Genomic DNA, 26006 nt, shown 5'->3' on the forward strand with positions numbered 1-26006 from the left:
AGCAGGAGATTGGATTCACATGAATGTATTGAATTGGATAGAACGAATGTTTGAACAATATGGATATTTTGTGTTATTGCTTGGGTTGCCGGTTGATTTCATCGCCTTACCGTTGCCGCCCGGTCAGACGACGTTAACGTATACAGGATACCTGGTCTACAAAGGGGTACTGGACCTGCTGCCTGCCATATTTATGGCCTATGCGGGCTCTGTCATTGGGATTACAGTGACCTATGTGCTTGGGCATCAGATTGGGGCTCCGATTATAGAACGATTCGGGAAGTGGGTGCTGGTTAAGCCAGCTCATTTGGAGAGAACGAGAAGAATCTACGAGAAATACGGCAATAAAATGCTGTTCATTAGCTTTTTTGTCCCTGGGGTCAGACAATTTTTTGGCTATTTTGTAGGCATCATTCGTATTCCGTTCCGAACCTTTGCTCTGTTTGCCTACCCTGGAGCGGCGATATGGGTGCTTGCGTTTATTGGCATCGGCAACCTGTTTGGCGAGCAGTGGCAGCGGATTTTTATGCTGGTTCAGCGCTATCTGGGCTTTTTCTTCGCCGCTCTTGGCATTATTGTGCTGACGATCCTGATCGTCCGCTGGCGTAAATGGTGGCTGAAGAAGCCTGATAATAAACCGATGCAATGATTAGCTCCGCACTAAAAATTGAAGCGTCAGACATTGTCTGGCGCTTTTTTGCGTGAGCTTGCTGTTCCCTTGGTTGGACCTGATCCCTCTTCCTTGGCTTTCACGAGTGCCAGAAATGCGAAAAGACTTGCCAAGGTTTCAAATCCTGCTCCAATAATTTCTAAATCATCAGACGTGAGCTCTTCTTCATTCATTATATTTTGCAGTCCAATCTGATTAAGAAGTTGTGTCTGCCTCCTTCTTGGCAAGCCTATCACCTGCTTTAATGGTTTTACTGTATGTTATGCAGCAGAAGCCAGGTTTGAATAGGCGGGTCAGCAAGCCATCGATCGTCTAAAGTCAAAAATATACATAAACATTTAAGTAGCCCGTTCGTTTAAGCTCATCGCTTCATAAGATGTTCTATACTCGAAAAGGGAGGTATAGACATGTCAGGTTGTGGAGAGGTTGGCGGTATCGGCGGTGTAGGCCTGTGGGGATCTACAGGCGCTATTCTGGTTTTGTTTATTCTGCTCGTCATTATTACTAGAACTTTCTTATACTAAACCTTAGCCTGGAAAACTGGTAAAGCAGGTCCTGTTGAGACAGGGCCTGCTTTTTTTAGAAATTGGACTATGGGAGTGCAGATTAGCCGTGTGAAGGGAAAATGGCTTCTAAAGCCGGACAAGGTTGTCTTTCCAAGAAGTCGGCAAGTTGATCCGGCATGTTCTTATAAATATCTTTTAGTACGGTGCCCTTATAAATATTACCGATGATCACCGGGTAGCATAGCTCTGAGATCAGTACATCGCCGTTGCCGTGCAAATGCAGTTGCTTCTTTCCTTCAATGCAGTTGGAGAAGTATACTCCGGGTTGTTCCTCAAAGCCGAGCTTCTGAGCGAAGCGGTCCATGCAAGTAAAATAAATGGTGCTGTCCTCTCTCCGATGGGCAATAAGCTCCTGAACCGCCTTCTTCAAATCTTCGCGGGCTGCAATCGCTGACCAGCCGCTATGACCCATGCTAATGCTGTTCTGGATTTCATGCGTACGAATACCAAGTGCGTATACATGGTCCGCTATCTCCGTCAGATGGTGAGTCGTCTCTTCAAACAGTAGTGTCTCCAGTACTGTATCGAAGGAAGCTTGAGCGCACAGAGCGATATTTTCTCTTATTTTCGTATATACGCTTGGATGCAGCTTGTAATAGCGAGAGAACTCTTCGGCAGTTGTGAAGTTGAAGGAGATATGGATCGTGGTTACTCCAGCCTCCTCTAATTGCTGCACACGCGTGGCGTTAAGCAGGCTGGCATTGGTGTTAAGCTGGGTCTCGATGCCATGTGCCGAGCAATAGGTGACGATGTCCAGACAGTCCTGATATTTCAAAGTTACTTCACCGCCGGACAGTCGCACTCTACGAATCGTAGGGATATCCCGGAGAATGGAGATAACCTCCTTGGCGCCAATGCATTGATTGTCATCCCGGCTATATGCGCAGCAGTAGCTGCACTTAAAATTGCAGTTGGATGTGACGCCAACCTCAAGGGCTTCCAGATCATAATGGTGCGGATTTTCTAATTCAAGGAATTTATATTTCACTCTTACCGGCTCCTAAATAGATAGATTTGGTGTCGTTAGTATAACTAACCAACCTAAGTGATTATATAGCTTATGGAGCGGATATATGTATGAGGTTTTTAATAGGGGGGACTGGGTGAAAACCCCATCTTTCAACCTATTGCGACAGGGCTAGATAAGTATAACGGATGGAGAAATATAGTTCAAATATATTATTTTTCAAAAAAATAACACATTTTCCCTGAAATCAGCTATAATAAACATGTCATCAAAATTAAAAACATTATAACCTAATACTCGTTACTGTCTTCTTTTTCCCTCTTTTTTTTCATTTAATGTCTTTTCTTCGGTTTTTTTGCGTGTTTTATTCCTATCATCTCTCTATTTATGGTTTTAGTAGGTTTAAGGGGTATATAAATCCGTATTTCGGGTTTATATAGAATTTTTGTGTCTGTGAAGAGCCGAGTTGCAAGCATCAGGAATGCAGGCATTTATTAACTATGCGCAAAAGGAGGGATCGAGCTCTTTTTAGCAAGCGAGGCAGTATGTCGGTTCGAGTCATGATTTATCCAATTTAAAAGGAGGTATTAGAATGATCAGTTCAATTCGTTTATCTCGCTCTATGACAATGAAGGCGCTTACAACACTAGGGGTTATGCTGCTCACACTAATCGTTGTATTTCTGATTGCAGACAAGGCTTCTGCCCACGGTTATATCGATGGTCCGGCGAGCCGGGGATATCTGTGTAAGACAGGACAAAATACGAATTGCGGAGCGATTCAGTATGAGCCGCAAAGTCTTGAAGCTCCAAAAGGCTTTCCGGCAGCCGGCCCAGCCGACGGGAAAATCGCCAGTGCGAATGGCGCCTTCCCTGAACTGGACCAGCAATCCGCTACACGTTGGACAAAAGTAAATATGTCTGCCGGAACAAACACTTTCCATTGGACACTGACTGCAGCCCATGCTACAACCAGTTGGAAGTATTATATCACAAAGGAGAACTGGAATCCGAATGCGGCGCTCACACGTGATTCATTCGATCTGACTCCATTCTGCTCCGTGAGTTATAATGGCACACAGCCACCGAATAGTTATTCCGACACTTGTAATGTTCCGCAACGTTCGGGATATCATGTCATCCTCGCTGTTTGGGAGATCGCCGATACGCCTAATGCATTCTATAACGTGATCGATGTTAATTTCAGCGGAACAAACCCTGGCGACAGCCAGCCGCCAACCGCTCCGGCATCTCTCACAGCTGGTAACGTTACAGCCAACACAGTAACGCTCTCCTGGGGAGCCTCCTCCGATAATGTCGGTGTAACTGGCTATAATGTATATAACGGAAACACGCTGGTAGGCTCGGTGCCTGCTTCGACGCTGAGTTATACGGTAACTGGATTGACCGCGAACACGTCCTATACGTTTAATGTGAAGGCGGTTGATGCCGCAGGCAACCAGTCGAGCGCCAGCTCCGTTACTGTGAAGACGGGTCAGGCTGCAGCCGATAAAGAAGCGCCTACTGCGCCGGGCAATTTGCACGTAATGGGGACGCCCACTGCATCCAGCGTAGATCTGATGTGGAGTGCGTCCACGGACAATGTGGGTGTTACAGGCTATCGTGTATACCAAGGGTCGAACCTGGTTGCTACCGTCTCTGGTTCGACAACTGATTATAAAGTGACCGGTCTGAATGCTAATACGTCTTATACATTCACCGTATATGCTGTAGATGCCGCAGGCAATGTATCCGCGGCCAGCAATTCGGTTCAGGCAACTACAGCAGCAGCACCTGCCGCTCAGCCGTGGGCTGCAGGTGTCTCTTATGCAACAGGAGATCTGGTAAGCTATAACGGTTCGGTCTATGAATGCCGCCAACCGCATACTTCATTGGTTGGTTGGGAGCCTACCAACGTTCCTGCTCTCTGGCTGCTGAAGGCCTAATTTCATAGATTCATATCGCATTTTGGGTTTTGGGCTGTCTTCCTTTGAGGAATCTCATAAGGAAGGCAGCTTTTTTTAGGTTGCCGAAAAATGAATGATTCAAAATTGAATATTTCAATTGTTCATAATCCGTTGTATGATGTAAAAGTTGAATTTAGGAATGGTTCAATAAAGAGCCATTTTATCATCAAAGGGGTGAGCATCATGTCGTCATTATCGCGCTCTCGTACGATTTCATATCTGATCTTTCTCGTAATTATGTGGGGGGTTAACTGGCCGTTATCCAAATTTGCCCTGGAGTACACGCCACCGCTGCTATTCGCCGGTCTTCGGACCTTAATCGGGGGTGTTCTGCTTATACTGGTAGCTATTCCTAACTACAAGAAGCTGAATCTGCGCAGGAATTGGCCGCTGTATCTGCTCTCCTCGGTGCTGAACATCGTGCTGTACTATGGATTGCAGACGATCGGGCTGCAATATTTACCGGCTGGATTATTTTCCGCCATCGTATTTCTGCAGCCTGTATTGCTTGGTGTCTTCTCGTGGTTCTGGCTGGGAGAGTCTATGTATGGGATGAAAATGGCTGGGCTGTTCCTTGGCTTCCTCGGTGTGTTCGAGATCAGCGCCGGCGGATTGGCCGGACATCCGTCGATCACCGGTGTACTGCTTGCACTGGGCAGTGCATTAAGCTGGGCTTTTGGCACCGTGTATATGAAGAAAACGACAGAACGGGTGGATATGGTCTGGATGGTGGCCTCGCAACTAACGCTGGGAGGACTGCTGCTGCTCGGAACGGGCAGTTATTTGGAGAAATGGAGCGATATTACGTGGAACATTCCTTTTATCAGCGTAATGCTCTTTATCGCTGTCTTCGTCATAGCTCTGGGCTGGCTCGTTTACTTTAAACTAATTGGTTCTGGGGAAGCGGGGAAGGTTGGTGCATTTACGTTCCTGATTCCGGTCATAGCCATTATTTGCAGTGTTATTTTCCTAGGAGAGAATGTAACTTGGAACCTGGTCGCGGGATTAGGCATGATTGTCGTCAGCATCCTGCTGGTTAATATCAGGCCCGGTGCGCTTCGGCGGACAAGCGAATAATCTCTATCCTTTGGACATTACTGGGGTTGTGGCCGATTCCAGTAGTGCCCTCCCGGTCATTCGGGGCTATATGGGGGAAGAACCTGACACAAAAGTCGGGATTGCTTTGAGGCTTGAAATTGTGCTAGAATATGCACATTAAGATGCAGGCAAGGGCAGGAGGAAGCAATGGCACAGTTAAAACGGTTTGGCTTCGGGTTGCAAGCGCTGATTGTACTTGCTGCAAACAATTCGGAACAATGCTCCAGCGCAGAGATCGCCGAACAGATTCAATGCGAACCAACTGTACTACGCAAAATTTTGGCTCAATTGGCTGAGCAGGGTATTGTAGAGGCCAGGCAGGGGCGTTCCGGAGGTTATCAATTAACGCGCAGTCCGGAACAAATTACGCTGGCTGAAGTCTATAAATCGCTCCATGAGAAGGAGCCGCAATGGGACCGGATGCTGGATACGACCGGGAACCATCTGTTTGGACAGAAGATGCATGAATCGTTCTCGAAAATTATGACCGATATCAATACACAAGTGAACCAGGTGCTGGGAACGTATACGGTAGGGGATTTCTTAGACTAAATTTTTTTGGACTAAATTGTGCTATAAATAGCACATATAGTATTCTCCTCCGGTTCTGGATGCTTTTGATATAGAGAGACTAGAAGAATTGAGATGGAGGTGAGTGCATGATGAAACTTGTCGGCCGGAGCCGTTATGCCCGTATTATAGCATCGCTGGTCACAGCGCTAATCGGAGGGATTTTGTTCAAGCTGCTGCATCTGCCTGTGCCTTGGCTGCTGGGTCCGATGCTGGCGGTGTTAGTCGGTTCTAATCTCATGGAGGACCGCTATGAATGGCCACAGCAGTTCAGAAGTATAGGCATGGTCATCGTCGGCTACACGATCGGTCTGTCTATGACGCTGACCGCGCTAAGACAGATGTCCCACCAGCTTCCCTATATGCTGCTCATGACAGTCCTGTTGCTGCTGTTATGCTCAGGTATTGCTTATATAAATTCCAGATTATCAGGCATCGACTACAATTCTGCGCTGCTTGGAAGCATTCCCGGGGGGCTTACTCAAGTGATCTCTCTCGCCGAGGAGACGGAGGGAATTAATCTTCTTGCGGTTATGATAACGCAGGTGATTCGTCTAATTATGATTATCGTCATTATTCCGCTGCTCGTGTTCAGTCCCTTCTTCGCTCACGGACATGGGGATACGACCGCTGCAATTCCTTCAACAATAGCGACAGCGACCCATAGCAGCAATCCGCTTATTATGCTCTTGTTTGCTGTTGTCTGTATTGCGGGAGCATTTTTGGGCAAGAGGATTCATTTGCCGACTCCGCTATTACTGGGGCCCGTTATTGCAACAGCCACCTTGCAGCTGCTCGGTATAACCGGTATGGCTCTGCCGGGCTGGATCATTAACACCGCACAGCTGCTAATTGGCGTAAATGTCGGTTTGATGCTGAAACCGGGCCGCATGGAGCATAAGTTCAGAACCATATCCATCGCCATAGGCTGCGGGCTCTTGCTGGTAGTTGGAGCCTGGGGCCTCAGCTTGCTGCTTGTCTATGTTCAATCCGTCTCCGGAGCGACGGCTCTCTTAAGCCTGGCTCCAGGGGGAATGGACCAGATGGGGATTATAGCTCATGAGATTGGTGCAGATTTGGCTATAGTTGCCGGATATCAATTATTTAGAACATTCTTTATTATGTTTGCCATACCGCCTTTAGTTCGTCTATTGTTCCGGATTCAGAAGAAGAAAAAAACGATTAAACAAGGAGAGATTGTATGAGCGCGTTAAACGTTGATTTCAGTAAAACGGCATTGGTTCTGATCGACTTGCAGAAGGGGATCACGAAGATGTTTGACGGTACCCAAGAGGTCGTGGATCAGGCGGCGAGACTGGTCGAGCTGTTCCGCCAAAAGGGCGGCTTTATCGCATTTGTAAAGGTGGCGTTCCATGACGGCCGCGACGCCTTGAAGCCGACGACCGATATGCCGCCGGCTCCTGCCAGGCCTATTCCGGCGGATTGGGCAGAACTTGCTCCTGAATTGGGCGTAAGCGGACAGGACTATGTCGTCACCAAACGCCAATGGGGAGCCTTTTTTGGTACAGACCTGGATCTGCAGCTTCGTCGCCGGGGTGTCGACACAATTGTCCTGTGCGGAGTATCCACAAACATCGGTGTCGAAGGAACAGCAAGAGAAGCATACCAGCATGGGTATAACCAAATCTTGATTACTGATGCGATGGCCGCTGCTTCCGAGGAAGAACATCAATTGAGCTGTAAATATATTTTCCCAAGAATCGGCAAATTGAGAACGACAGAGGAATTTATTGCGGAAGCCGGGCGTGGGGATTAATTAGTGGGTAAAGAAAATCACCGCGGATATGGAAAATGCATATCCGCGTAAGTGATTTTAATGTAAGATTTCCGGGGAAATTATTGCGCTCCAAGTAGAGCGGATTTCACAGAGCTGCCATCTGAAGTTAAGCGATACATGCCTATTACAACGGGATTAACCTGAACCAACCCTTTGCTTGCCAAATCTTTAAGGGGCTGATTTACCGAAGAAGTATCCTCACTTGCATTTGATAGTTGGGCAGCAAGCTGTATCGGAGTCTGCCACTCCGTGGTTAAGACGAGCAACACTTCCTGTTGCAGGGGAGTTAAATTCACACTGATAACCTCCTCGATCAAAGTTTTTATCTTAAATGGATAATAAATAAGTTTTATTGTATCAAAAAATAGTTTGAATTTCGAAGATTAACCGTAATCGGGCAGGATAAATCGGGTCAAAGGACTAAAACCGAAAACCGGGCAAATGACTTTATCCAGATTGAAACAAAGTATATAGTTTATGGAAGTAGAAGCAAGAGGGACAGAGGAACAATTTTTCGAAAGAAAATATTGACAGAGGAAACCCTGTTTGTTATTCTATAATAGTCTTTTACAATTATTGCGGGGAATTAGCTCAGCTGGGAGAGCGCTTCGCTGGCAGCGAAGAGGTCAGGGGTTCGAGCCCCCTATTCTCCACCAAACATCTAACACAAGCGGCGGGTAGTGCCGCCTTTTTTTATCCAATAAATATGATTCCAGAAGAAGATGTCGATCATTCGGCATCTTCTTTTTTTGTCTCTCTTAGAAAGTTGGCAGACCGGGCGACCTTTTTATCCCGAAATTGCTTAGGCGTCACGCCGGTTCTCGCATCTTCGAGCTGGAAAGTACTAGATCCGAGTAAGCAAAGGTTGTATAGCTTAGGCCATATCCGAATGGAAACAGCGGGGCAATCTCTTTTGTATCATAATAACGGTCTGATTCGTTGGCTGATGGATCAAGCGGTATCCGCAGCGCGAAATCCTTCCCATCCCAACTTTGTTCGGGATACGGAGAGTTCCGTGATACGTCCGGAGAAAGAGTTGAAAGGGTTCGATAAGGTAGCACTGCAGCCTGGCGAGAGTCAAACGGTACATTTTGAGCTCGATAAACGAGCCTTTGCATATTACAATGTTGAATTGCAGGACTGGTATGTGGAGACGGGCCGATTTGAGATTCTGGTCGGCAAATCGTCACGCGAAGTGATGCTCCAGGAATCGGTCCATATCACTTCAACCTCGGTCTGGAAACGGACTTACACTCGGGACACAACGATAGGGGATTTGCTCGAGGCCCCCAAAGGGAAGGAATTACTCGCAAAGCTTCTGCATAGTAACCCGTTAGCAGAGGGCAGAGATGCTGAATATGCGTTAAGTCTTCTCAAAGCCGCGCCGGTTCGTGGATTGATCTGGTTCAGCAATGGCGCATTCTCTGAGCGGGATCTGGAAGATTTGCTGAGGAAGCTGAATGGGAATTGATACCTGAGCATTGAACCCGAATTTACTAATATTATATAAAGGTTGCTCCTGTAACTAAACTGGTTATAGGGGCAGCTTTTTTGCCGTGGTGCATATGATCAATGTTGTTGGCAAGTTGACATGTTTTTGAGAAGAGTGTAAGAAACTTTATATCGTAAAATCCCGGGTTGTAAGAAATTAATGATTAAATATACAATAGAACATAATTTGATACTCGAAAGGATAGAAGACGATGAGAGCTGTTATTACGGTTACTGGAAAAGATACGGTAGGAATTCTAGCGCGCGTAAGCACGATGTGCGCCAAGTACAATGCGAATGTCATTGAAGTGAGCCAGACCGTGCTTCAAGATATGTTCGCCATGATAATGATGGTGGATATTGATCAAATTAATTGCGAATTGCATGAGCTGGTGGATATTATGCGCACTGAAGGTGAGCGACACGGTCTCGTCATCCAGTTGATGCATGAGGACCTGTTCAACTCCATGCACCGCATTTAGAGGAAATTCGAAAAGTCAACCGGACCTTTTGAACATGAGCTAATCCGAACTTGGAACTTAGCAGTTAGCGATATTCTAATCAAGGCTGAAGGGAATGTACCTGATGATAAACTCGAAAGAAGTATTAGAGACGATTCATATGATCCAGGATCAGCATCTGGATATCCGCACGATTACGATGGGAATTTCCCTGCTGGATTGCGCGGACCCGGATATTGAGAAGAGCTGTGACAAAGTGTATGCCAAAATAACACGACTGGCCCGCGATCTGGTCAAGACGGGGGAGGATATTGAGAAGGAATACGGGATTCCGATTATTAACAAACGCATCTCGGTAACGCCGATTTCCGTTCTGGTTGCAGCAAGCGGCGGTGATCCGGTGCTGTACGCGAAGACGCTGGACCGTGCGGCGAAGACCGTTGGCGTCAACTTTATCGGCGGATATTCGGCCCTGGTACAGAAGGGCTTTGCAGCGGGTGACCGCGCTCTGATCGAATCTATTCCACGGGCCCTGAAAGAGACGGAGCATGTATGCTCCTCTGTGAATGTCGGTTCGACCAAAGCGGGGATTAATATGGATGCGGTGGCTCTCATGGGCGATATTGTCCGGCAGTGTGCCGAACTGACCGCAGACCAGGACTGCTTCGGAGCCGCGAAGCTGGTTGTGTTTTGCAACGCGGTTGATGATAATCCGTTCATGGCGGGGGCATTCCACGGCGTCGGCGAGGGTGATGTCGTGCTTAACGTCGGCGTATCCGGCCCGGGTGTTGTACGAGCTGCGGTAGCTAATGCACCCGACGATTTCGATTTGACCCAAATCGCCGAGATTATTAAGAAGACGGCGTTCAAGATTACGCGGATGGGTCAGCTTGTAGGTACCGTGGCAAGTGAACGGCTGGGCGTTCCGTTTGGCATCGTGGATCTCTCCTTGGCTCCGACGCCGGCGATCGGTGATTCGGTGGCCCATATTCTTGAAGAGATCGGCCTGGAGTCCTGCGGCGCTTACGGAACGACAGCAGCGTTGGCGCTGCTGAACGATGCCGTGAAGAAAGGCGGCGTTATGGCTTCCTCTCGGGTCGGCGGCTTGTCGGGCGCATTTATCCCGGTGTCCGAGGATGCAGGGATGATCTCGGCGGTGCGCGAGGGGGCGCTTGGTCTGGAGAAGCTGGAGGCGATGACTGCGGTATGTTCGGTCGGACTGGATATGATCGTAATTCCTGGCGATACGCCAAGTGAAGTCATTGCTGCGCTGATTGCCGACGAAGCGGCGATTGGCATGGTCAACTCGAAGACGACGGCAGTGCGGGTAATCCCGGCGATCGGCAAAAAAGAGGGAGAAGATCTGGAATTCGGCGGACTGTTCGGAACCGGTCCGGTGATGAAGGTGAATACCTTCTCACCCTTCAAGTTCATCAAGCGCGGAGGTCAAATTCCGGCACCGCTGCAAAGCTTGAAGAATTAAACGGGTTCAGCAGACGATTTACGGATATAAAGAAGCAGGACAGGAGCAAATTTCGCTCTTGTCCTGCTATTTTTTTACTCTGATGAATCATGATCCTCCACTCTCGTACGAGACGCTAATAATTTTGGAGGTTGGAATAAGAATGCGCCGCTGCTGGTCATCTTCAATCTCTAGCAAGTCGTCAGCGACAGCAATCAAAGTGCCGCGCACAAGGGTATCATGAAGACGGATCGTCATATACTGCCCGATGACATCGTTCAACCGGTTTCTAGTATCCTGATTCGGGAAGGTAGCGAAAGCCAGGGCCTGCTCCAGGTGATCGATTCTAACGCTCAGAAGGGATAGTGAAGCTTCCAATATCTGAATGCGTTTTCGGTCCGGTAAATTGAACAATAAGCGTAGAATCCCCATCGTATATTCACCCCCTTGTCCAGAAGTATCTCTTTAATAGGAGACAAAATATCATATGTTCATAGTTTGATAGAGTTCGAACAAGCGTATATGAAAAATAAATAATTGCTGATTATACTCAGGGATTATTGTGCTTGACAGATAGATATGATTCAATCAAGTAAAGAGTTCTACTTGACCGGATGAGTGTATAAGAAATCTATTAAGCTTTCAAAAGGAGGGATATTCAATGAAACCGACATCCTCGCTCTCTATTAAACCTGATGAGATCGTCTTGCCTGCGCGTCTGCCGCTTTCCGTCTCGACCTCGCTTGGGGTTTCTCCATCATTTCAACGGCTGCATTGGCACCGGGCTTTGGAGATCAACTGGATTACAAAGGGCAGCGGCACCTATATCATAAATGGGCAGGATTATCCTTTTATTGAAGGGGATCTATTCCTGATTGATTCTCATGACCTGCACCGGGCGTATGAAGGGACCGATCTGGAGATGGTGATCATCATGTTTGAGCCTGTATTTCTCGGTTCGGAATACAAATACGATCATGATATCCTCCTTCCTTTCCGCCAAATGGGCAACCCGCTCTCCAATCATATCTCCCAGGAACACCCGGCTGCGCAGCAGCTTGGACAATATGTGATGAGAATGTATCAGGAGTACGAGGGGAAGAAGCGTTCCTATGCCTCGGCGATCCGCGGCTGGCTGCTGCTCTTCCTGACAGAGATGAATCGTTCCATCCATACCGGACAAGGCGAACAGAGCCGGGCGGTCGTGAAGCATCTGGAACAGATCAGACATGTTGTTCAGGTGATGGAAGCGAAATTGGCTCACCCATGGACCTTGAAGGAATTGGCGGATGAGGCGCATTTAAGCCCCTCGCGGTTCAGTGCCCTATTTTGCCAAATCGTAGGTACGTCGCCGATGAAATACCTGGTGCAACTGCGGATTGATCACGCCGTGGGTTTGCTGGAGCAGGATGATCTTAGCATTCTCGAAATTGCTGAAGCTAGCGGGTTCCGCAACCTTTCCAACTTCAATCGCCTGTTCCTGGGACAGACAGGAACGACGCCTTCGGTGCTGAAGCGACGGCTGCATGGCGAGGAAGGGGAATAAGCTTTTATCGCATGAGTTTATGTTTTAGTAAGATAGTATTAAAAATGAGGACTATTGCAGAAGAATGCGACAGTCCTTTTTAGTATGCTTAAGAGGAAGGAGAGATGCCAGATGAACTACTACTTGGGCGTTGACGCCGGGGGCAGCAAGACGCATGGCCTGCTCGTCAATGCGAAGGGGGAGACCCTTGGCAGAGGAGCAAGCGGGAATGGCAACCATCAGACCAATCCCCGGAATGCGGGCCGTAACATCGCATCTGCCTGCAACCAGGCGCTGCGTGAAGCAGGATTATCTGTTCACGACATTACTCATGCTTTTTTTGGATTGGCAGGAGCGGATCGGGAGGCGGATTATCGCATTCTTCGTCCCATGATCGCCGAATTGAATTTTCCCGATTACTCTATCGCGTGCGATACGATGATTGCCATGCGTGCGGGGAGTGAGCATCCCTACGGAGCGGTTATTATTAGCGGTACAGGCTTTAATGCAGCGGCCAGGAACCGCGCCGGTGAAGAATTGCAGTACGGAGGGTTTGGCTTCCTGTTCGGAGACGGACAAGGCTCCGGGCGGGATCTGGCTAACTTCGCGTTCCGTTCAGCCATCCGCGCCTGGGATCGCCGCGGCAAATCAACGCTGTTAACGGAGCTGGTATTACAGGCGAGCGGGTTTGCCAGCGTGCCGCAAATGCTGGATGCGGTTCTGGATGGGGAGTATACTCCTCCATTAGAGCTTGCCAAGCTGATGTTCGAGGCGGCGGAGCAGGGAGATGATATAGCGGCTTCTATTCTCGTGGAACAGGGTGTTGAGCTCGGCAATGCTGCGGCCGCTCTGATTGTCAGACTGGGAATGGAGCAAGAGGAATTTAATGTTGTGCTGGGAGGGAGCATCCTCTCTAAAGTGCGCACGGATATTATGCGTGATGCGATCAAGCGGCGAATCACCCTTACCGCGCCGCGGGCGACGATCACACGGATTACGATGGATCCGGTCGCCGGCGCTGTGCTTAGTGCCATGGATCGGGATGGGCAAGAGATCAGCCCGCAGGTGAAGCATAATTTAAGCCTGGTTTCTTTTTCTGATATGAAAGGAGAGGTACAGTGATGAAGACACAACATGGAATTAAGGTGGCAGTCATTGGCGGAGGTTCGTCCTATACACCTGAATTGGTGGAGGGACTGCTGAAGAGCTACGAGGAAATGCCGATTGCTGAGCTATGGCTCGTTGATATTGAGGAAGGCAAGCATAAATTAGAGATTGTTGGTAATTTGGCCAAACGGATGGTTAAGAAATCGGGCCTGCCGATTGAGGTGCATTTGACGCTGGATCGGCGTGCGGCAATTAAAGATGCTGATTTCGTCTCAACTCAGATCCGCGTAGGGTTGCTGGAAGCTAGAAAGCTTGATGAGCATATTCCGATTTCACACGGGGTGATCGGCCAGGAGACGACCGGCCCGGGAGGCATGTTCAAAGCGCTGCGTACGGTACCGGTTATTCTCGATATTTGCCGTGATATTGAAGAGCTCGCACCGAATGCCTGGATGCTCAATTTTACGAATCCGGCGGGCATGATTACGGAGGCCGTTACTAAATATTCGCGAGTGCGCTCCGTAGGTTTATGTAATTCTCCGATCAATTTCAAGAAATTTCTGGCGGAAGCCTATCAAGTGGATGAGAATCAGGTGCTGCCTGAATTCGTTGGCATTAATCATCTGCACTGGGTAACCTCGGCATTGGTTAACGGCAAGGAACGGATGCCGGAATTGTTGGCAGGCAAGGACGAGTACTCGGCTAAGAACGTGCCAACGCTGGGCTGGGATCCGGAGTTCCTGCAATCGTTGGGTGCGGTCCCAACCTACTACCTCAAGTATTATTACATGATGAATGAAATGTTCGATGAGATGAAGGAATCACTGGAGAAGAACGGAACCCGGGCCGATGTGGTCAGCCGTGTAGAGAAAGAATTGTTCGAGCTGTATGCTAACGAAGAATTGGAAGAGAAGCCGAAGCAACTGGAGCAAAGAGGCGGGGCATTCTACTCGGAAGCCGCTGTACATCTCATGAGATCACTCTATACAGGCCGCAATGATATTCAGACTTTGAACGTGGCGAACCATGGAATATTTGACTTCTTGCCGGATAACGCCAGCATTGAAGTGAACTGCGTCGTAACCTCTGAGGGACCGATTCCGCTTGTGCCGCAGAATATTCCAGAACATGTCAAAGGGCTACTGCATGCGGTGAAGACCTACGAAAGCCTGGCGATCGACGCGGCGGTCAGCGGGGATCGCGGTCTGGCTTTGCAGGCGCTGGTTCATCATCCGTTGGTACCGTCCGTCTCCGTAGCCAAGGTGCTGCTTGATGAAATGCTGGAGGCGCATCGCCGATATCTACCGAATTTCTTCTGATCCGAAAAATAAGAGAAACTGGTTTGGTTCATGGGAAGAGCCTTTTGCAGAAATTCCGCTTCAGGTATGAAGCGGTAATTAAATAAATATAGGTCGGCATCAAAAACCTGGTTGCATGATAAAGACCAGGTTTTTTCCTATTCGAAAGATACATCGACGTGAAACTTTCCCAGGAGGGAATTGACAAAAGAAGGAGGAAAAGATTATTATGAGTTAAAAGTCAATGAGTGGTGAGTCAATGAAATGACTAAGACGCGTCGCCAGCTCCAAAAGGAGCAAACGAGAAAACATTTAATAGAGACTGCCTTCAGGCAATTTGCACAGCGCGGCTTCATGACGGTCAGAACTGCCGATATTGCCCAAGCTGCGCGAGTATCCCATGGCACCGTTTTTGCCCATTTTGCAACACAGGAAGCGTTGTTTAATGCTGTCATTGAAGAATTTGGTCTGCGGATTTCAAGAAGACTTCATGAACTGGCAGTAGGCAACCATGGATTGCGGGAGGTGCTGGAAGCCCATCTCAAGGGCTTAAGGGAATTTGAAGCCCTTTATACCCGATGGGTGGTTGAGAGCCGGGTGCTTCCCGATAGCACAAGGGACACCTTTACCATGGTTCAATCGACTATCTCCTTCCACATCAGCCAGGCGGCTGAGCGGGAAATGGATACGGGCGAGCAGATCCGGTTCCCTGTACACCTGCTGTTTAATACCTGGATCGGATTGCTTCACTACTATCTGGCAAACGACGATCTTTTTGCTCCCGGAGGATCTGTATTGGATCGGTACGGCCAGGAACTGCTGGAACATTTTATGCGTTTAATCAAAGCCTGTTAGCTGGAGAAAAAGCAAGAAACCATTCAAAAGAATTCAACCCGTTTGCTTCCTTGCAGAGCAAGGCAATATTCATGGTCGTTAACAATAAGGTCTAATCCCATCTCTGACGGATGGGTGAGAGGGTGGACAGAATGAAAATCTGTGTTGCTTGCGGTATGCCAATGACAGAAGTTGCTGATTTTGCATTGAGGGATGTCGAAAAAGATTATTGCGTGCATTGTATGAGGCCCGATGGAACTATGCAGTCTTATGAAGAAAAGCTGGATTCCTTGTCCGCTTTCATCGTTAAAACTCAGGGGCTGGATCAAGGGGTCGCCCGCAATACGGCCAGAAATATGATGGCCCGGCTGCCCGCATGGAAGGTGGACGAAGCTGATGAAGGAACGGACTGATATCCTTGAAGAAATAATCCCTATGCTGGACATTGAGACGAAATTTAGAGAAATTGAGGAGTTGCTGTGTGCGAATTCCAATTTGCCGGGTCCGCGGGGAAATCTGACGCTGGCCTATAAATTTGCCGCCTGTTTTCAAAGGGAAAATCTCTCAGATGATTTACTGGACTTGCTCATGCGCTGGGTGAATATCCCGGCAGCGGAAGCTCCGGCTAATCATCCGCGGGAATATCTGCCTTTCTGCGGTATTCTGTCGCTGGGTGCCCATTACTGTTATGCCGATAAGGAGACCCAACGGCTGATCCTGCACCAGTTCAAGACCGCTATGAATGACGGGCGGTGGAGGACCAGGGAGGGGGCGGCAATGGGGCTTCAGCTTATTGCGGAGAATAATTTTCCTGCCGTAAAAGAGTACTTTATACGGTGTTATCCCGATGCAAGCGACCTTGAGAAAAGGGCGTTTGTTGCCGCTTTGGCGCATCCTCCCATTCTTCATCATCAAGAAATCGCCCGCTTCAGCTTAAAGATGAGCAGCGATATTCTGGCCGATTTTGCTGCTTCAGATCGGTTAGATCGTCGCTCAGAGCAGTTCGCTGTGTTGTCCAAAGGACTTCAGTATGCACTCAGCGTATTCGTCGCGGCGTTGCCGGAGGAAGGTTTTGCTTTATTGAAAGAGTATGCCGTCGTAAAGCATCCGGAAGTGGATAAAATTCTCCGCACCAATTTGAGCAAATCCCGGTTAACCAAAAAATACGCCCCACAGGTGGCGGAGGTTCTGGCGATCATGGAATCGCGGGGGCGTTGTTGATTTCCGTGCGATGAGCTTCCTTCATATTTCTTGATATGACGAGTAGCCTTTCATGTAGCTGGGGGTTATGTTATATTTTGTGAAGAAGTGTTTCTATCACGAACAAGGGAATTCACTAGATTTTACATTTATAAATGGGCTAGTAGGATTCGTTTGTTCAACTTATAGCACGGGTTCAGGAAGGGCGGTTGTTTCATCAAAGCGAACTTTTTGAATGACCTCTGATAGAGCAGGCAAAGGAGGGTTTACATGATCAAGCATATTGTTCTGTTCAAATTGAAAGACTCTTCACCGGAGAGCATTCGGGTGACGGAAGGAGTGCTGCGTGGATTGGAAGGAAAGGTAGAGCAATTAAGGTCGCTGGAAGTGGGAGTGGACGTTGTGAAGTCGCCTCGTTCTTACGATATTGCGTTGATTGCAACCTTTGATTCACTGGAGGATTTGCAGGGCTATCAGGTGCATCCGGAGCATAAAAAGGTGATCGAGCATATGAACGAAGTCCGCGAGAGCCAGGTAGCTGTAGATTTTGAATTCTAACAAATCGATAAGGCATGGAGGTTAGCGCATGTATTATGTGAACCGGGAGCAAATCGAACGGAGATTGGATGTTATCCCTGAGATTTTACAGGTCTGCACACTAGCGAATACGAATTCGGGAGAGCACTTGCTGGCCCGTTATGCGGAGGAGAGGGCCATTCATTTGGCCATTGAGGTTGTGACGGATGTCGGCAGTTATTTGATCGACGGCTTTATCATGAGGGATGCAAGCAGCTATGAAGATATCGTTGATATTATGATGGACGAGCAGGTCGTTGACAAGGAACTGGGCAGCATCCTGACGAAGCTGGTACGCTTGCGCCGTCCTCTCGTACAGAGTTATTTCGATTGGGACAGATCTGGCGGTCATGAGCTGGTTCAATACCTTGATGAAGCATTAACTTCATTTGCGGATAAGGTTCGCAGTTATCTGGATCGGGAAGCGATTCCTTCTTGACAGGTCGGCAAAAAAATAGGCAGTAAATTGTGACAGGCCAAGCTGCATCTGCTTATAATGACATTAATTATATAGGCATTCGCCCTTATAGCTGAAAGGAGGCTGCCTTCTGCGGGAGGAAAACGCCATATCGGTTGTTAGTGCGGGTGTACGATAAGGAGAGATGGACTATGAGTAAAGGGAACAAAGGCTGGATTTGGGGCGCTGCTATCGGTACGATCGTAGGTTCAGTTGCAGCACTGCTGTTTGCTCCGAAGGCAGGACGGGAAATGCGCAAGGATATCGCGGACGGCGCGCGTCAAGTTGGCGAGAAGACGCAAGAGGTGGCCAGCAAGGTGTCCGAGCAAGGGGCTCAATTGGTTGATAAGGTGAAGAAAACAACGGGCGATCTCATCGAAGATTTCCAGGAATGGCGTGGGAGCAAATCTGACGGGACCGTTGAAGTGCGTGTGTCATCTGTAGCGGATGACGAAGATCCTCTGCTGCTGGAGACCGCTGTAATCGGCGTGGCCGAGGATGCAGAGCAAGCGTCAGCCGCTGTAGAAGAGATTGCCGAATCCGTTGCTGAAGAAGCAGGAGATGCGGTTGAGGAAGTTGTTCAAGCAGTCAAAGATGAAGTTGAGGAAGCCTAATTTATAGCAAGCTTGAATCGAAAGTGCTTAGCGAGGATGATTGATACTTAGAAGAAGGCCTTATCACCCGACTTTGGGCAAGAGGCCTTCTTCTTTATTTTATGAAAAGGCTGTGTTGTTGATAATTCATTTACTTAATCACTACATATTCCAAATCAACCAGTCTCGCATAAGTAACAACTTGATCTGTTGTTAAGTGAAGTGATACAACGGTATGATGACCGCCACCGTTCTCGATCCAGGCCTTAACCCCATCCTGGAAGTTAGGCTTAACGTTCCAAAGAACACGGGCTACGGGAAGTTTCGGTGCCGGAATCGTCGGTTCAAATGCAGAAACCTCATTGATCAACAGTTTAAAGTGAGTGCCAAAATCAGCCATGGATACGACTACTCCGTCTCCGCTTCTACCGTCAAACACCAAACGTGCCGGAGCTTCGCGATCGCCAATGGCTAATGGAGACACGATAATTTTGGGTCTGTTGCTGGCCAGAGTCGGATCTACTTCAAGCATATGTGATTGGAGGATGGATTCTTGACCTGCCATTAATTCATAAGTGTAATCTTCCATAAAGCCGGTAGCCTTATTGTGACTCATCACTTTGAGCAGGCGATCGAGCGCTGCCGTCTTCCAATCTCCTTCACCAGCAAAGCCGTATCCGCTCGCCATCAAGCGTTGAACCGCCAGTCCGGGAAGCTGCTTCATACCATGCAGATCTTCGAAGTTTGTTGTGAAAGCATTGTAGCCGCCATGATCTAGAAATCGCTTGATAGCTATTTCATAGCTCGCCTGTACTTTGACACTTGCTTCCCAAGCATCCCTGCTGTAAGGACCGTAATCAAATTCATATAGCGCTGCATATTCCGCAAACAAAGCATCGACTTCTTCATCCGTAACTTCATTTATGTATTGCACAAGGTCGCCAATCCCATAGTAGTCGACGGTCCAACCCAATTGGATTTGCGCCTCAATCTTATCCCCTTCGGTAACGCCAACATTGCGCATGTTGTCACCAAAGCGAGCGACTTTTATGTTGAAGCTTTCGTTGAAAGCCACAGCGACGTCCATCCAATCGGCAATTTGCCGTTGTACTTCCGGGCGTTCCCAGTAACCCACTACTATTTTGTTCTGTTTCTTTAAGCGAGCATTTATAAAACCGTATTCACGATCCCCATGAGCTGCTTGGTTTAGATTCATGAAGTCCATATCCATCGTTGCCCAAGGGATGCTTTCATTATATTGCGTGGCTAAATGAAGCAGAGGCTTTTGCAAGAGCTTTGTTCCACGGATCCACATTTTAGCAGGCGAAAAGGTATGCATCCAAGTGATGACTCCGGCCACCTCGTCCCGATAATTGACTTCTTTCATGAGGCTTGTAATTTTATCCGCGCTGACAGCCAAATCCTGCAATATAAGCGGATAGGGCAGCATTCCGCTTTTATTCAAAATATCCGTCATAGTTTGAGCGTGAGTTTTAACCTCGGATAATGCTGCTTCTCCATATAAATGCTGTGATCCGACAACAAACCAGAACTGTTTTTTTGCTGCAACTGTTGACATACTCATCCTCTTTTCTAATAAATAGATGGATTCATTACTTCTGTCCGTAGTAAGCGTTTTGGCCATGTTTGCGTAAATAATGCTTATCCAGAATAGGCTGCGGCAATTCCTCCGCATATTGGTTTAGCTCTCTGGCAAATAAGTTCATTTTCGAAACCTCTTCCAACACAACACTGTTCATCAGCGCTGATTTTGCATCTTTTCCCCAGGTGAACGGGCCATGTCCCTTGAGTAAAATGCCGGGAACCGCTAAAATATCCAAGCCCCGCTGCTCGAAGGTTTCGATGATAACGCGACCTGTCTCCGCCTCGTAATCGCGTTGTATTTCCTCTTGTGTGAGGTAACGGGCACAGGGGATGGTGCCATAAAAGGTATCGGCATGTGTCGTTCCCATTACAGGAATATCAAGTCCTGCCTGAGCCCAAACCGTTGCCCAAGTGGAATGCGTGTGCACGATCGCTCCGATCTCCGGGTAATTTTTATATAATACGGCGTGAGTGGGGGTATCGGATGAAGGTCTTAAATCTCCCTCAATCACACGGCCATCCAAATCGACAACGACCATATCGCTGGCTTTCATCGTGTCATAGCTTATACCGCTGGGTTTAATCACGAACAAACCGCGCGCCCGATCGATAGCGCTTACATTTCCCCATGTATATTTAATAAGTCCATGCTTCGGCAATTCCAGATTGGCTTGAAAAACTTCCTCTTTAAGTTGCTCTAACACGTCGCTCCCTCCATTTCCTAAAATAAGCTGTCGACCGCGGCCCGCTCAATGACCAGACCTTTTTTGTATCTATCCATAAAGGTTTCGAACCCTTTTACATCGACTGGATCAGGAGGAATCTCTTGTCCATGAATCTCTTTGAACACCTTGTGATCGAGAAAATCCTCCAATCTTTCTCCATGCGCCTTGTTCACCATGTAAGAGGCCAGAATAGCCATCCCCCAAGCCCCGCCTTCACCCGCTGTCGATAAGACGGAGACAGGGACATTCATGGCGGCGGCCATTATTTTTTGGACGACTACCGGGGTCTTAAACAAGCCGCCATGACCATAAATCCGCTCAATGACCACATTTTCTTCCTTCGTCATCAGATCCATTCCGATTTTTAGGGCTCCAAAGGAAGTGAACAGTTGAATTCGCATAAAATTAGCCAAATTAAATTTGCTCTCCGGTGTGCGGACAAATAGCGGGCGGCCCTGCTCCAATCCTGTAATATGTTCTCCCGAGAAATAACCGTAGCTGAGCAAGCCGCCGCCATCCGGATCTGCTTCCAGCGCTTGATTCAGCATCAGGCTGTACAATTGGTTGGTCTCTACCTTTTGCCCGATGAGATCGGAGAACTCGCGGAATAATCCGAGCCAGGCGTTAATATCACTGGAACAGTTATTAGCATGAACCATGCCAACGGGATATCCGTTCGGAGTGGTGACTATATCGATTTCCGGGTATACCTTTGACAGCTGGTTCTCCAGTACGATCATTGCAAAAACAGATGTTCCTACAGATACATTCCCTGTGCGCTTCTTCACGCTATTCGTAGCAACCATTCCTGTTCCGGCATCCCCTTCCGGGGGACATAGCGGAATGCCTGCTTGCAGCTGGTTTGATGGGTCGATCATTTTCGCTCCCGCTGCGGATAAGACCCCAGCCTTTTCACCAGCCGTATAAACCTGGGGCAGCAGGTTTCTGAGCTTCCAAGCGTATCCCTGGCCAGCTACCAGTTCATCAAATTGTTTGATCATGGATTCCTGATAGTCGCCTATAGACTTGTCAATCGGAAACATACCCGAAGCGTCTCCGACACCCAGAGCTTTGTTTCCGGTCAACAGCCAGTGAATATATCCTGCTAACGTCGTAACAAACCGGATTTGTGCCACATGCTCTTCCTGGTTTAATATCGCCTGATAAAGATGAGCAATACTCCAGCGTTCAGGGATATTGAATTGGAACAGTTCGGTCAATTGTCTGGCTGCCCTGCCTGTTGTTGTATTACGCCAAGTCCGGAACGGAACGAGCAATTCGTGCTTGTCGTTCATAGCCATATATCCGTGCATCATGGCAGAAAAACCGATTGAACCGATGGTTCGGAGCGGGATGCCGTAGATGTGTTCGACTTGGTGCTTCATTTCGGCGTACGCCTGTTGCAGACCTGTGATAATATCCTCCAAGCTATACGTCCAATAGCCGTCCTGCAGCCGATTTTCCCATTCATAGCTTCCTGAAGCGATCGTCTGAAAGCGATGATCAATCAGTACTGCTTTGATACGTGTGGATCCGAATTCAATACCAAGCGAGGTGTCTCCTTTATCGATCGCTTGGGTAATACTGCTCCATCGATTTGAAATCAATTGGTTCACCTCTCTGACAGCGTTTTATTAAATGAATAAACGGTCCTTGTTAATTTACAGTTATAGTATGTTTTTGTACGTACATTTGTCAATATAATAATTGATATGTACATACAAGTTAAAAGATCAGATGGTCTTTATACTGCAAGTCATAGGTTTGTTGAAGGCTGGAAATACGTTTGGCTTTTTATATATTTCATAGATCATGCTATAATTTGTACATACAAATAGACCCTAGTTTTAGAAACGAAATAGCGAGCTAATGAGGAAAAAGGAGTTCATATGAAACCGAAATATCAAGCGATCATTGATGATATAAAGAGTAGAATCCTCTCAGGGGATTTCAACGTAGGTGAGCAAATTCCGACAGAGTCTGCCCTGCAGTCGATGTATTCTGTTAGCAGGCAGACGGTCCGGAAAGCTATTCTGGAGCTGACAAACGAAGGATTTTTACGCAGTGAGAAGGGATCTGGCACATATGTCAGCAGCCAATATAGATCAAAAACAGGCGGAAGCAGCAAGAAAACCATCGGTGTCATTACGACTTATATTTCCGATTACATATTTCCCTCCATCATTAGGGGGATAGAAAGCAGGATTAATGAGGATGATTATTCATTGCTCCTGGCGAGTACCAATAACAACCTTGATCGGGAGAAAAAGGCCCTGGAAATGATGCTGTCCTACGGTGTGGACGGCTTAATTGTCGAGCCCACGAAGAGTAATCTGTACAACCCCAATATTGCCTACTATTTATCGTTCAAGGAATTAGATATCCCCTACCTGATGATCAATGCTTATTATGAAGAATTGGAGGCGCCTTTTCTTTGTCTCGATGACGTGCAGTCCAGCTATCTGGCAACTAAAGAGTTAATTGCCAAGGGACATACTCAAATTGGGATTATCGCCAAGATGGATGATTTGCAAGGGAAGCATCGGATGAAGGGATATATAAAAGCGCTTGGCGAGGCTAAATTGCGTTTTGAGCCGGAGCGGGTTTTGTCGTTTGACACGGAAACGAAGCAGGGGCTCTCCATGAATCTGAAACAATATTTAATGAATAATAGAGGTGTACTTACAGCCCTTGTTTGCTATAACGACGAGGTGGGCCTGGAGGTACTCCATGTTTGCCGAGAGTTGGGGATTTCGATCCCGGAGGAGTATTCGATTATTGGTCAAGATAATTCCTATATCGCCAAAAATGCAAATATCAAGCTAACTACGTTGACCCATCCCCAAGAACAAATGGGACGTGATGCAGCTGATTGGATTATAAGCAAGCTGCAAGGGAAGAAAGAATTGCCAGACCATATTTACTATCAACCTTTGTTAATCGAAGGTGAAACCGTCTTAGAGAGATAGTACTCCATAATCCTGCTTCATCGGCTCTTTTTCTTGTGTAGAGGTGCTTTAATGCGGTCATTTGCATCCTTGTACCATCCTTGAAATTACGCTAATATTTAGGTACGCTTTATGCAAGGCAGTCATAAAGTAACGAGTAGAGAAATAATACTAATAAACAAAGGAAGCGGTATGTTCGTGCAGCAAGCCATCGCAATATTAGACTCGGGCGTCGGAGGACTCACCGTCGTCAAGGAAGTCATGAGACAGCTTCCTAGAGAAAAAATTATCTATTTTGGGGACACCGAGCGTGCTCCCTATGGTCCGCGTACACCTGAAGAAGTAAGCTCCTTCACGGAGCAGATTGTTGATTTTCTAATTCAATTTGATCCTAAAATGATTGTTATCGCCTGTAATACCGCTACTGCGGCGGCTCTGGAATATATCAAGGGAAAGGTGAATATTCCTGTAATCGGTGTAATTCATCCTGGAGCCCGCGCCGCTATCAGCGCCACCAAGACAGGGCAGATTGGAGTCATTGGTACAATAGGTACGATTCGAAGCGGAGCCTATATAACGGCTCTTAAGGAATTAAATCCAGGTGTAGAAATCGTAAGCAAGGCGTGTCCAACGCTGGCGCCTCTGGTTGAGCAGGGACGGTATAATACGCCAGAAGCCCTCGAGCTAGTGCAGGACTCTCTTACGGAGATCAGACATTATTCACTGGATTGTCTCATCCTCGGCTGTACCCATTACCCGTTCCTCAAGAAGGAGATCAGACAGGTGATGGGGCCGAGCGTCAAGCTGATCAGTTCCGCCGATGAGACGGCGCGGGAGATCAGTACTATTCTGTATCAAAAAGACAGCCTGGCGAAAGGGAATGAAATCCCGATTCATCAGTTCTTTTGCAGCGGAGACCCGGGAATTTTCCGTAAAATAGCTTTACAATGGTTGGGAGAACAAATTGAGTTAACGCCGATTGTATGGCAAGTATCGAATCCTTCTTAAACTAACAAAAAAACCTTTGGGTGGTTATAGCCATCCAAAGGTTTTTTGCTCAAAGCACCTTCAAAATCCTCAAAAAGCTATTTTGGGAGTGGGCACATTACCATCAGGGCTCCGGGATCAGCCGAGACGGAGAGGGGAGTAGAAGCAATCTGCTCTCCATCTCCAAGCGCCAGCCGGGAAAGCGAGCTGTGGACCGAAATATGCCTGCCGCGCATCATCGTCACGAAGGGAAGCCGTGTATGCTTGCCGAACAGCAGCGTTGGAAACAGCATCAGAAGCTTCAGCTTAGAGCAGTCATGAACGATGCAAATGTCCAGCATGCCGTCATCGGGTTTCGCTTCCGGGCAGATCGTCAGCCCTCCGCCATAGCTGATTACATTGTTGACCGCGGTCAGCCAGGCCGAAGAATAGTGATGAATAACCCCGTCACATTCCACAGTCAGGTCGGCTGGGCGGAAGGTGAGCAGGGTATGAAATACACCAATGACATAGGCCAATCTTCCAAAGCCTATAGCGTTGCATATCTTTTTATAACGGCTCTTATTGACATTGTCGGCCACCTCGGCATCAAAGCCGACGGCCAGTGCAGTTAATGTGCTGCGGCCCGTCGTTGAGATAAGGTCGGCAATTCTTGGCAAGCCCTGCAGCATGGTATCAACAGCAGCCGGTATCTTCTTGGGAATACCGAATCCTCGGGCGGTATCATTGCCGGAACCAGCCGGGAAGACAGCGAGCGGAATTCCGGTTGCGCGCAGCGCAGGCAAGAGACTGTGAATGGTACCGTCTCCACCCACAACACCAACTGCTTTCCATTCTACCGGAGCAGCCAGCTGCTCCTTAAGATAAGCTTGGGCTCCTTCAGCACTCTCGGTAAATTGATATTCGTAAGCTATTCCTTTATGATCAAGAATCTGACTGATTTCTCGCCAGACCCGTCTTCCTCCCCCATTGCCTGAGCGTTGATTCACGATAAATAAGTACATGATAGTTCCTCCATACGCAGGTCGTTCGATTCAGGTAGTTTCGGTTTCCCACTAGAATAGATGCGTTCCCCAAAGTTCTTATGCATTCTATGAATAAT

General features: G+C 47.9%; 29 protein-coding genes, 1 tRNA gene and 1 pseudogene. 23 read left to right on the top strand and 8 right to left on the bottom strand.

Features of this window, described 5'->3' with window-relative positions:
• Positions 1 to 19: 19 nt before the first annotated feature.
• A complete protein-coding gene (locus BN1360_RS13290) occupies positions 20 to 649 on the top strand; it encodes a DedA family protein (protein ID WP_068780341.1) in 630 nt (209 codons plus the stop codon).
• 26 nt (positions 650 to 675) lie between these two features.
• Here BN1360_RS13290 and BN1360_RS13295 read toward each other — a convergent pair whose 3' ends face one another.
• Positions 676 to 843, bottom strand: a complete 168-nt coding sequence (locus BN1360_RS13295) for a hypothetical protein (RefSeq protein WP_179016110.1) — start codon at positions 841 to 843, stop codon at positions 676 to 678.
• A gap of 234 nt (positions 844 to 1077) precedes the next feature.
• Here BN1360_RS13295 and BN1360_RS25950 point away from each other — a divergent pair, with 234 nt between their 5' ends.
• Positions 1078 to 1194 (top strand): YjcZ family sporulation protein, encoded by a 117-nt coding sequence (locus BN1360_RS25950; protein WP_218653054.1) that lies wholly within the window; start codon positions 1078 to 1080, stop codon positions 1192 to 1194.
• 82 nt (positions 1195 to 1276) lie between these two features.
• Here BN1360_RS25950 and BN1360_RS13300 read toward each other — a convergent pair whose 3' ends face one another.
• A complete protein-coding gene (locus tag BN1360_RS13300; protein WP_068780343.1) occupies positions 1277 to 2224 on the bottom strand; it encodes a radical SAM protein in 948 nt (315 codons plus the stop codon).
• Positions 2225 to 2795: 571 nt separating this feature from the next.
• On the opposite strand from BN1360_RS13300, the gene BN1360_RS13305 reads away from it, so the two are divergent.
• The 6 genes and pseudogenes from BN1360_RS13305 (at position 2796) to BN1360_RS13325 (ending at position 7614) form a co-directional block, all read left to right on the top strand.
• Positions 2796 to 4148 carry a lytic polysaccharide monooxygenase gene (locus BN1360_RS13305; protein ID WP_082790061.1) on the top strand — a complete coding sequence of 451 codons (1353 nt, stop codon included), beginning with the start codon at positions 2796 to 2798 and terminating at the stop codon, positions 4146 to 4148.
• 204 nt (positions 4149 to 4352) lie between these two features.
• Entirely contained in the window at positions 4353 to 5246 is an 894-nt protein-coding gene (locus BN1360_RS13310; protein WP_068780503.1) for a DMT family transporter, read from the top strand.
• A 168-nt stretch (positions 5247 to 5414) separates the two neighbouring features.
• Positions 5415 to 5819 carry an RrF2 family transcriptional regulator gene (locus BN1360_RS13315; RefSeq protein ID WP_068780344.1) on the top strand — a complete coding sequence of 135 codons (405 nt, stop codon included), beginning with the start codon at positions 5415 to 5417 and terminating at the stop codon, positions 5817 to 5819.
• A gap of 103 nt (positions 5820 to 5922) precedes the next feature.
• A pseudogene (locus BN1360_RS26410) lies at positions 5923 to 6021 on the top strand (hypothetical protein); the annotation flags it as partial.
• A complete protein-coding gene (locus BN1360_RS13320) occupies positions 5975 to 7042 on the top strand; it encodes an AbrB family transcriptional regulator (protein ID WP_372776276.1) in 1068 nt (355 codons plus the stop codon). The pseudogene BN1360_RS26410 and the gene BN1360_RS13320, both read left to right, overlap by 47 nt.
• The gene (locus BN1360_RS13325; protein ID WP_068780346.1) at positions 7039 to 7614 is read left to right on the top strand and encodes a hydrolase; all 576 of its coding nucleotides are present in this window, start codon (positions 7039 to 7041) and stop codon (positions 7612 to 7614) included. The genes BN1360_RS13320 and BN1360_RS13325 overlap by 4 nt, the downstream gene beginning before the upstream one ends.
• Positions 7615 to 7694: 80 nt before the next feature.
• Here the strand turns inward: BN1360_RS13325 and BN1360_RS13330 are convergent, their stop codons facing one another.
• Positions 7695 to 7931 (bottom strand): hypothetical protein, encoded by a 237-nt coding sequence (locus tag BN1360_RS13330; protein WP_068780347.1) that lies wholly within the window; start codon positions 7929 to 7931, stop codon positions 7695 to 7697.
• A gap of 284 nt (positions 7932 to 8215) precedes the next feature.
• Between BN1360_RS13330 and BN1360_RS13335 the strand changes: the two genes are divergently transcribed.
• The 4 genes from BN1360_RS13335 to BN1360_RS13350 all read left to right on the top strand — a co-directional run bounded on the left by BN1360_RS13335 (position 8216) and on the right by BN1360_RS13350 (position 11070).
• A tRNA-Ala gene (locus BN1360_RS13335) sits at positions 8216 to 8291 on the top strand.
• A 290-nt stretch (positions 8292 to 8581) separates the two neighbouring features.
• Complete coding sequence (locus BN1360_RS13340; RefSeq protein ID WP_372776265.1) at positions 8582 to 9106, top strand: fibronectin type III-like domain-contianing protein; 525 nt, start codon at positions 8582 to 8584, stop codon at positions 9104 to 9106.
• Positions 9107 to 9338: 232 nt separating this feature from the next.
• Positions 9339 to 9608 (top strand): ACT domain-containing protein, encoded by a 270-nt coding sequence (locus BN1360_RS13345; RefSeq protein ID WP_068780349.1) that lies wholly within the window; start codon positions 9339 to 9341, stop codon positions 9606 to 9608.
• 106 nt (positions 9609 to 9714) lie between these two features.
• On the top strand, positions 9715 to 11070 hold the full coding sequence (locus BN1360_RS13350; protein ID WP_229521124.1) for a PFL family protein: 1356 nt from the start codon (positions 9715 to 9717) through the stop codon (positions 11068 to 11070).
• 87 nt (positions 11071 to 11157) lie between these two features.
• On the opposite strand, the gene BN1360_RS13355 is transcribed toward BN1360_RS13350, so the two are convergent.
• Entirely contained in the window at positions 11158 to 11481 is a 324-nt protein-coding gene (locus BN1360_RS13355) for a hypothetical protein (RefSeq protein WP_068780351.1), read from the bottom strand.
• Positions 11482 to 11710: 229 nt separating this feature from the next.
• On the opposite strand from BN1360_RS13355, the gene BN1360_RS13360 reads away from it, so the two are divergent.
• From BN1360_RS13360 to BN1360_RS13400, 9 genes are all read left to right on the top strand, one after another.
• Positions 11711 to 12595, top strand: a complete 885-nt coding sequence (locus BN1360_RS13360; protein ID WP_068780352.1) for an AraC family transcriptional regulator — start codon at positions 11711 to 11713, stop codon at positions 12593 to 12595.
• A gap of 111 nt (positions 12596 to 12706) precedes the next feature.
• The gene (locus BN1360_RS13365) at positions 12707 to 13696 is read left to right on the top strand and encodes an N-acetylglucosamine kinase (protein ID WP_068780353.1); all 990 of its coding nucleotides are present in this window, start codon (positions 12707 to 12709) and stop codon (positions 13694 to 13696) included.
• The gene (locus tag BN1360_RS13370; RefSeq protein ID WP_068780354.1) at positions 13696 to 15000 is read left to right on the top strand and encodes a 6-phospho-beta-glucosidase; all 1305 of its coding nucleotides are present in this window, start codon (positions 13696 to 13698) and stop codon (positions 14998 to 15000) included. The genes BN1360_RS13365 and BN1360_RS13370 overlap by 1 nt, the downstream gene beginning before the upstream one ends.
• A 243-nt stretch (positions 15001 to 15243) precedes the next feature.
• Positions 15244 to 15834, top strand: a complete 591-nt coding sequence (locus tag BN1360_RS13375) for a TetR/AcrR family transcriptional regulator (protein ID WP_068780355.1) — start codon at positions 15244 to 15246, stop codon at positions 15832 to 15834.
• Positions 15835 to 15965: 131 nt separating this feature from the next.
• Positions 15966 to 16226 carry a zinc ribbon domain-containing protein gene (locus BN1360_RS13380; RefSeq protein ID WP_068780356.1) on the top strand — a complete coding sequence of 87 codons (261 nt, stop codon included), beginning with the start codon at positions 15966 to 15968 and terminating at the stop codon, positions 16224 to 16226.
• Positions 16210 to 17034 (top strand): hypothetical protein, encoded by an 825-nt coding sequence (locus tag BN1360_RS13385; protein ID WP_068780357.1) that lies wholly within the window; start codon positions 16210 to 16212, stop codon positions 17032 to 17034. The genes BN1360_RS13380 and BN1360_RS13385 overlap by 17 nt, the downstream gene beginning before the upstream one ends.
• 249 nt (positions 17035 to 17283) lie before the next feature.
• Positions 17284 to 17571 (top strand): Dabb family protein, encoded by a 288-nt coding sequence (locus BN1360_RS13390; RefSeq protein ID WP_068780358.1) that lies wholly within the window; start codon positions 17284 to 17286, stop codon positions 17569 to 17571.
• Between the two features lie 28 nt (positions 17572 to 17599).
• Positions 17600 to 18028: a DUF86 domain-containing protein gene (locus tag BN1360_RS13395; RefSeq protein ID WP_068780359.1), complete on the top strand. Its 429-nt coding sequence runs from the start codon at positions 17600 to 17602 to the stop codon at positions 18026 to 18028.
• Positions 18029 to 18198: 170 nt separating this feature from the next.
• Positions 18199 to 18660, top strand: a complete 462-nt coding sequence (locus tag BN1360_RS13400) for a YtxH domain-containing protein (protein ID WP_068780360.1) — start codon at positions 18199 to 18201, stop codon at positions 18658 to 18660.
• Positions 18661 to 18790: 130 nt separating this feature from the next.
• Here the strand turns inward: BN1360_RS13400 and araA are convergent, their stop codons facing one another.
• From araA to BN1360_RS13415, 3 genes are read right to left on the bottom strand one after another with little or no spacing between them, the layout of a single operon-like run.
• Positions 18791 to 20218 (bottom strand): L-arabinose isomerase, encoded by a 1428-nt coding sequence (gene araA, locus BN1360_RS13405; protein ID WP_068780361.1) that lies wholly within the window; start codon positions 20216 to 20218, stop codon positions 18791 to 18793.
• Positions 20219 to 20252: 34 nt separating this feature from the next.
• Complete coding sequence (locus tag BN1360_RS13410) at positions 20253 to 20948, bottom strand: L-ribulose-5-phosphate 4-epimerase (protein WP_068780362.1); 696 nt, start codon at positions 20946 to 20948, stop codon at positions 20253 to 20255.
• A 17-nt stretch (positions 20949 to 20965) separates the two neighbouring features.
• Positions 20966 to 22573, bottom strand: a complete 1608-nt coding sequence (locus BN1360_RS13415) for a xylulokinase (protein WP_420707931.1) — start codon at positions 22571 to 22573, stop codon at positions 20966 to 20968.
• A gap of 285 nt (positions 22574 to 22858) precedes the next feature.
• Here BN1360_RS13415 and BN1360_RS13420 point away from each other — a divergent pair, with 285 nt between their 5' ends.
• Together BN1360_RS13420 and racE are read left to right on the top strand one after the other, a co-directional pair.
• Complete coding sequence (locus tag BN1360_RS13420; RefSeq protein WP_068780364.1) at positions 22859 to 23938, top strand: GntR family transcriptional regulator; 1080 nt, start codon at positions 22859 to 22861, stop codon at positions 23936 to 23938.
• A 171-nt stretch (positions 23939 to 24109) separates the two neighbouring features.
• The gene (racE, locus tag BN1360_RS13425; RefSeq protein WP_179016120.1) at positions 24110 to 24925 is read left to right on the top strand and encodes a glutamate racemase; all 816 of its coding nucleotides are present in this window, start codon (positions 24110 to 24112) and stop codon (positions 24923 to 24925) included.
• A gap of 77 nt (positions 24926 to 25002) precedes the next feature.
• Here the strand turns inward: racE and BN1360_RS13430 are convergent, their stop codons facing one another.
• Positions 25003 to 25908, bottom strand: a complete 906-nt coding sequence (locus tag BN1360_RS13430; RefSeq protein WP_068780365.1) for a diacylglycerol/lipid kinase family protein — start codon at positions 25906 to 25908, stop codon at positions 25003 to 25005.
• Between the last annotated feature and the right edge of the window lie 98 nt (positions 25909 to 26006).

Origin of the sequence: Paenibacillus sp. GM2 (assembly GCF_900069005.2) — a bacterium.
Taxonomy (GTDB): domain Bacteria; phylum Bacillota; class Bacilli; order Paenibacillales; family Paenibacillaceae; genus Fontibacillus.

Excerpts from the sequence above, each read along its gene's own strand:
- BN1360_RS13430 (WP_068780365.1), bottom strand. The coding sequence starts at position 25,908 with ATGTACTTATTTATCGTGAATCAACGCTCAGGCAATGGGGGAGGAAGA.
- BN1360_RS13325 (WP_068780346.1), top strand. The coding sequence starts at position 7,039 with ATGAGCGCGTTAAACGTTGATTTCAGTAAAACGGCATTGGTTCTGATC.
- BN1360_RS13400 (WP_068780360.1), top strand. The coding sequence starts at position 18,199 with ATGAGTAAAGGGAACAAAGGCTGGATTTGGGGCGCTGCTATCGGTACG.
- BN1360_RS13305 (WP_082790061.1), top strand. The coding sequence starts at position 2,796 with ATGATCAGTTCAATTCGTTTATCTCGCTCTATGACAATGAAGGCGCTT.
- BN1360_RS13375 (WP_068780355.1), top strand. The coding sequence starts at position 15,244 with ATGACTAAGACGCGTCGCCAGCTCCAAAAGGAGCAAACGAGAAAACAT.
- BN1360_RS13360 (WP_068780352.1), top strand. The coding sequence starts at position 11,711 with ATGAAACCGACATCCTCGCTCTCTATTAAACCTGATGAGATCGTCTTG.
- BN1360_RS13420 (WP_068780364.1), top strand. The coding sequence starts at position 22,859 with ATGAAACCGAAATATCAAGCGATCATTGATGATATAAAGAGTAGAATC.
- BN1360_RS13355 (WP_068780351.1), bottom strand. The coding sequence starts at position 11,481 with ATGGGGATTCTACGCTTATTGTTCAATTTACCGGACCGAAAACGCATT.
- BN1360_RS13340 (WP_372776265.1), top strand. The coding sequence starts at position 8,582 with ATGGATCAAGCGGTATCCGCAGCGCGAAATCCTTCCCATCCCAACTTT.
- BN1360_RS13345 (WP_068780349.1), top strand. The coding sequence starts at position 9,339 with ATGAGAGCTGTTATTACGGTTACTGGAAAAGATACGGTAGGAATTCTA.
- BN1360_RS13385 (WP_068780357.1), top strand. The coding sequence starts at position 16,210 with ATGAAGGAACGGACTGATATCCTTGAAGAAATAATCCCTATGCTGGAC.
- araA (WP_068780361.1), bottom strand. The coding sequence starts at position 20,218 with ATGTCAACAGTTGCAGCAAAAAAACAGTTCTGGTTTGTTGTCGGATCA.
- BN1360_RS25950 (WP_218653054.1), top strand. The coding sequence starts at position 1,078 with ATGTCAGGTTGTGGAGAGGTTGGCGGTATCGGCGGTGTAGGCCTGTGG.
- BN1360_RS13310 (WP_068780503.1), top strand. The coding sequence starts at position 4,353 with ATGTCGTCATTATCGCGCTCTCGTACGATTTCATATCTGATCTTTCTC.
- BN1360_RS13315 (WP_068780344.1), top strand. The coding sequence starts at position 5,415 with ATGGCACAGTTAAAACGGTTTGGCTTCGGGTTGCAAGCGCTGATTGTA.
- BN1360_RS13295 (WP_179016110.1), bottom strand. The coding sequence starts at position 843 with ATGAATGAAGAAGAGCTCACGTCTGATGATTTAGAAATTATTGGAGCA.
- BN1360_RS13290 (WP_068780341.1), top strand. The coding sequence starts at position 20 with ATGAATGTATTGAATTGGATAGAACGAATGTTTGAACAATATGGATAT.
- BN1360_RS13380 (WP_068780356.1), top strand. The coding sequence starts at position 15,966 with ATGAAAATCTGTGTTGCTTGCGGTATGCCAATGACAGAAGTTGCTGAT.
- BN1360_RS13370 (WP_068780354.1), top strand. The coding sequence starts at position 13,696 with ATGAAGACACAACATGGAATTAAGGTGGCAGTCATTGGCGGAGGTTCG.
- BN1360_RS13395 (WP_068780359.1), top strand. The coding sequence starts at position 17,600 with ATGTATTATGTGAACCGGGAGCAAATCGAACGGAGATTGGATGTTATC.
- BN1360_RS13390 (WP_068780358.1), top strand. The coding sequence starts at position 17,284 with ATGATCAAGCATATTGTTCTGTTCAAATTGAAAGACTCTTCACCGGAG.
- racE (WP_179016120.1), top strand. The coding sequence starts at position 24,110 with ATGTTCGTGCAGCAAGCCATCGCAATATTAGACTCGGGCGTCGGAGGA.
- BN1360_RS13365 (WP_068780353.1), top strand. The coding sequence starts at position 12,707 with ATGAACTACTACTTGGGCGTTGACGCCGGGGGCAGCAAGACGCATGGC.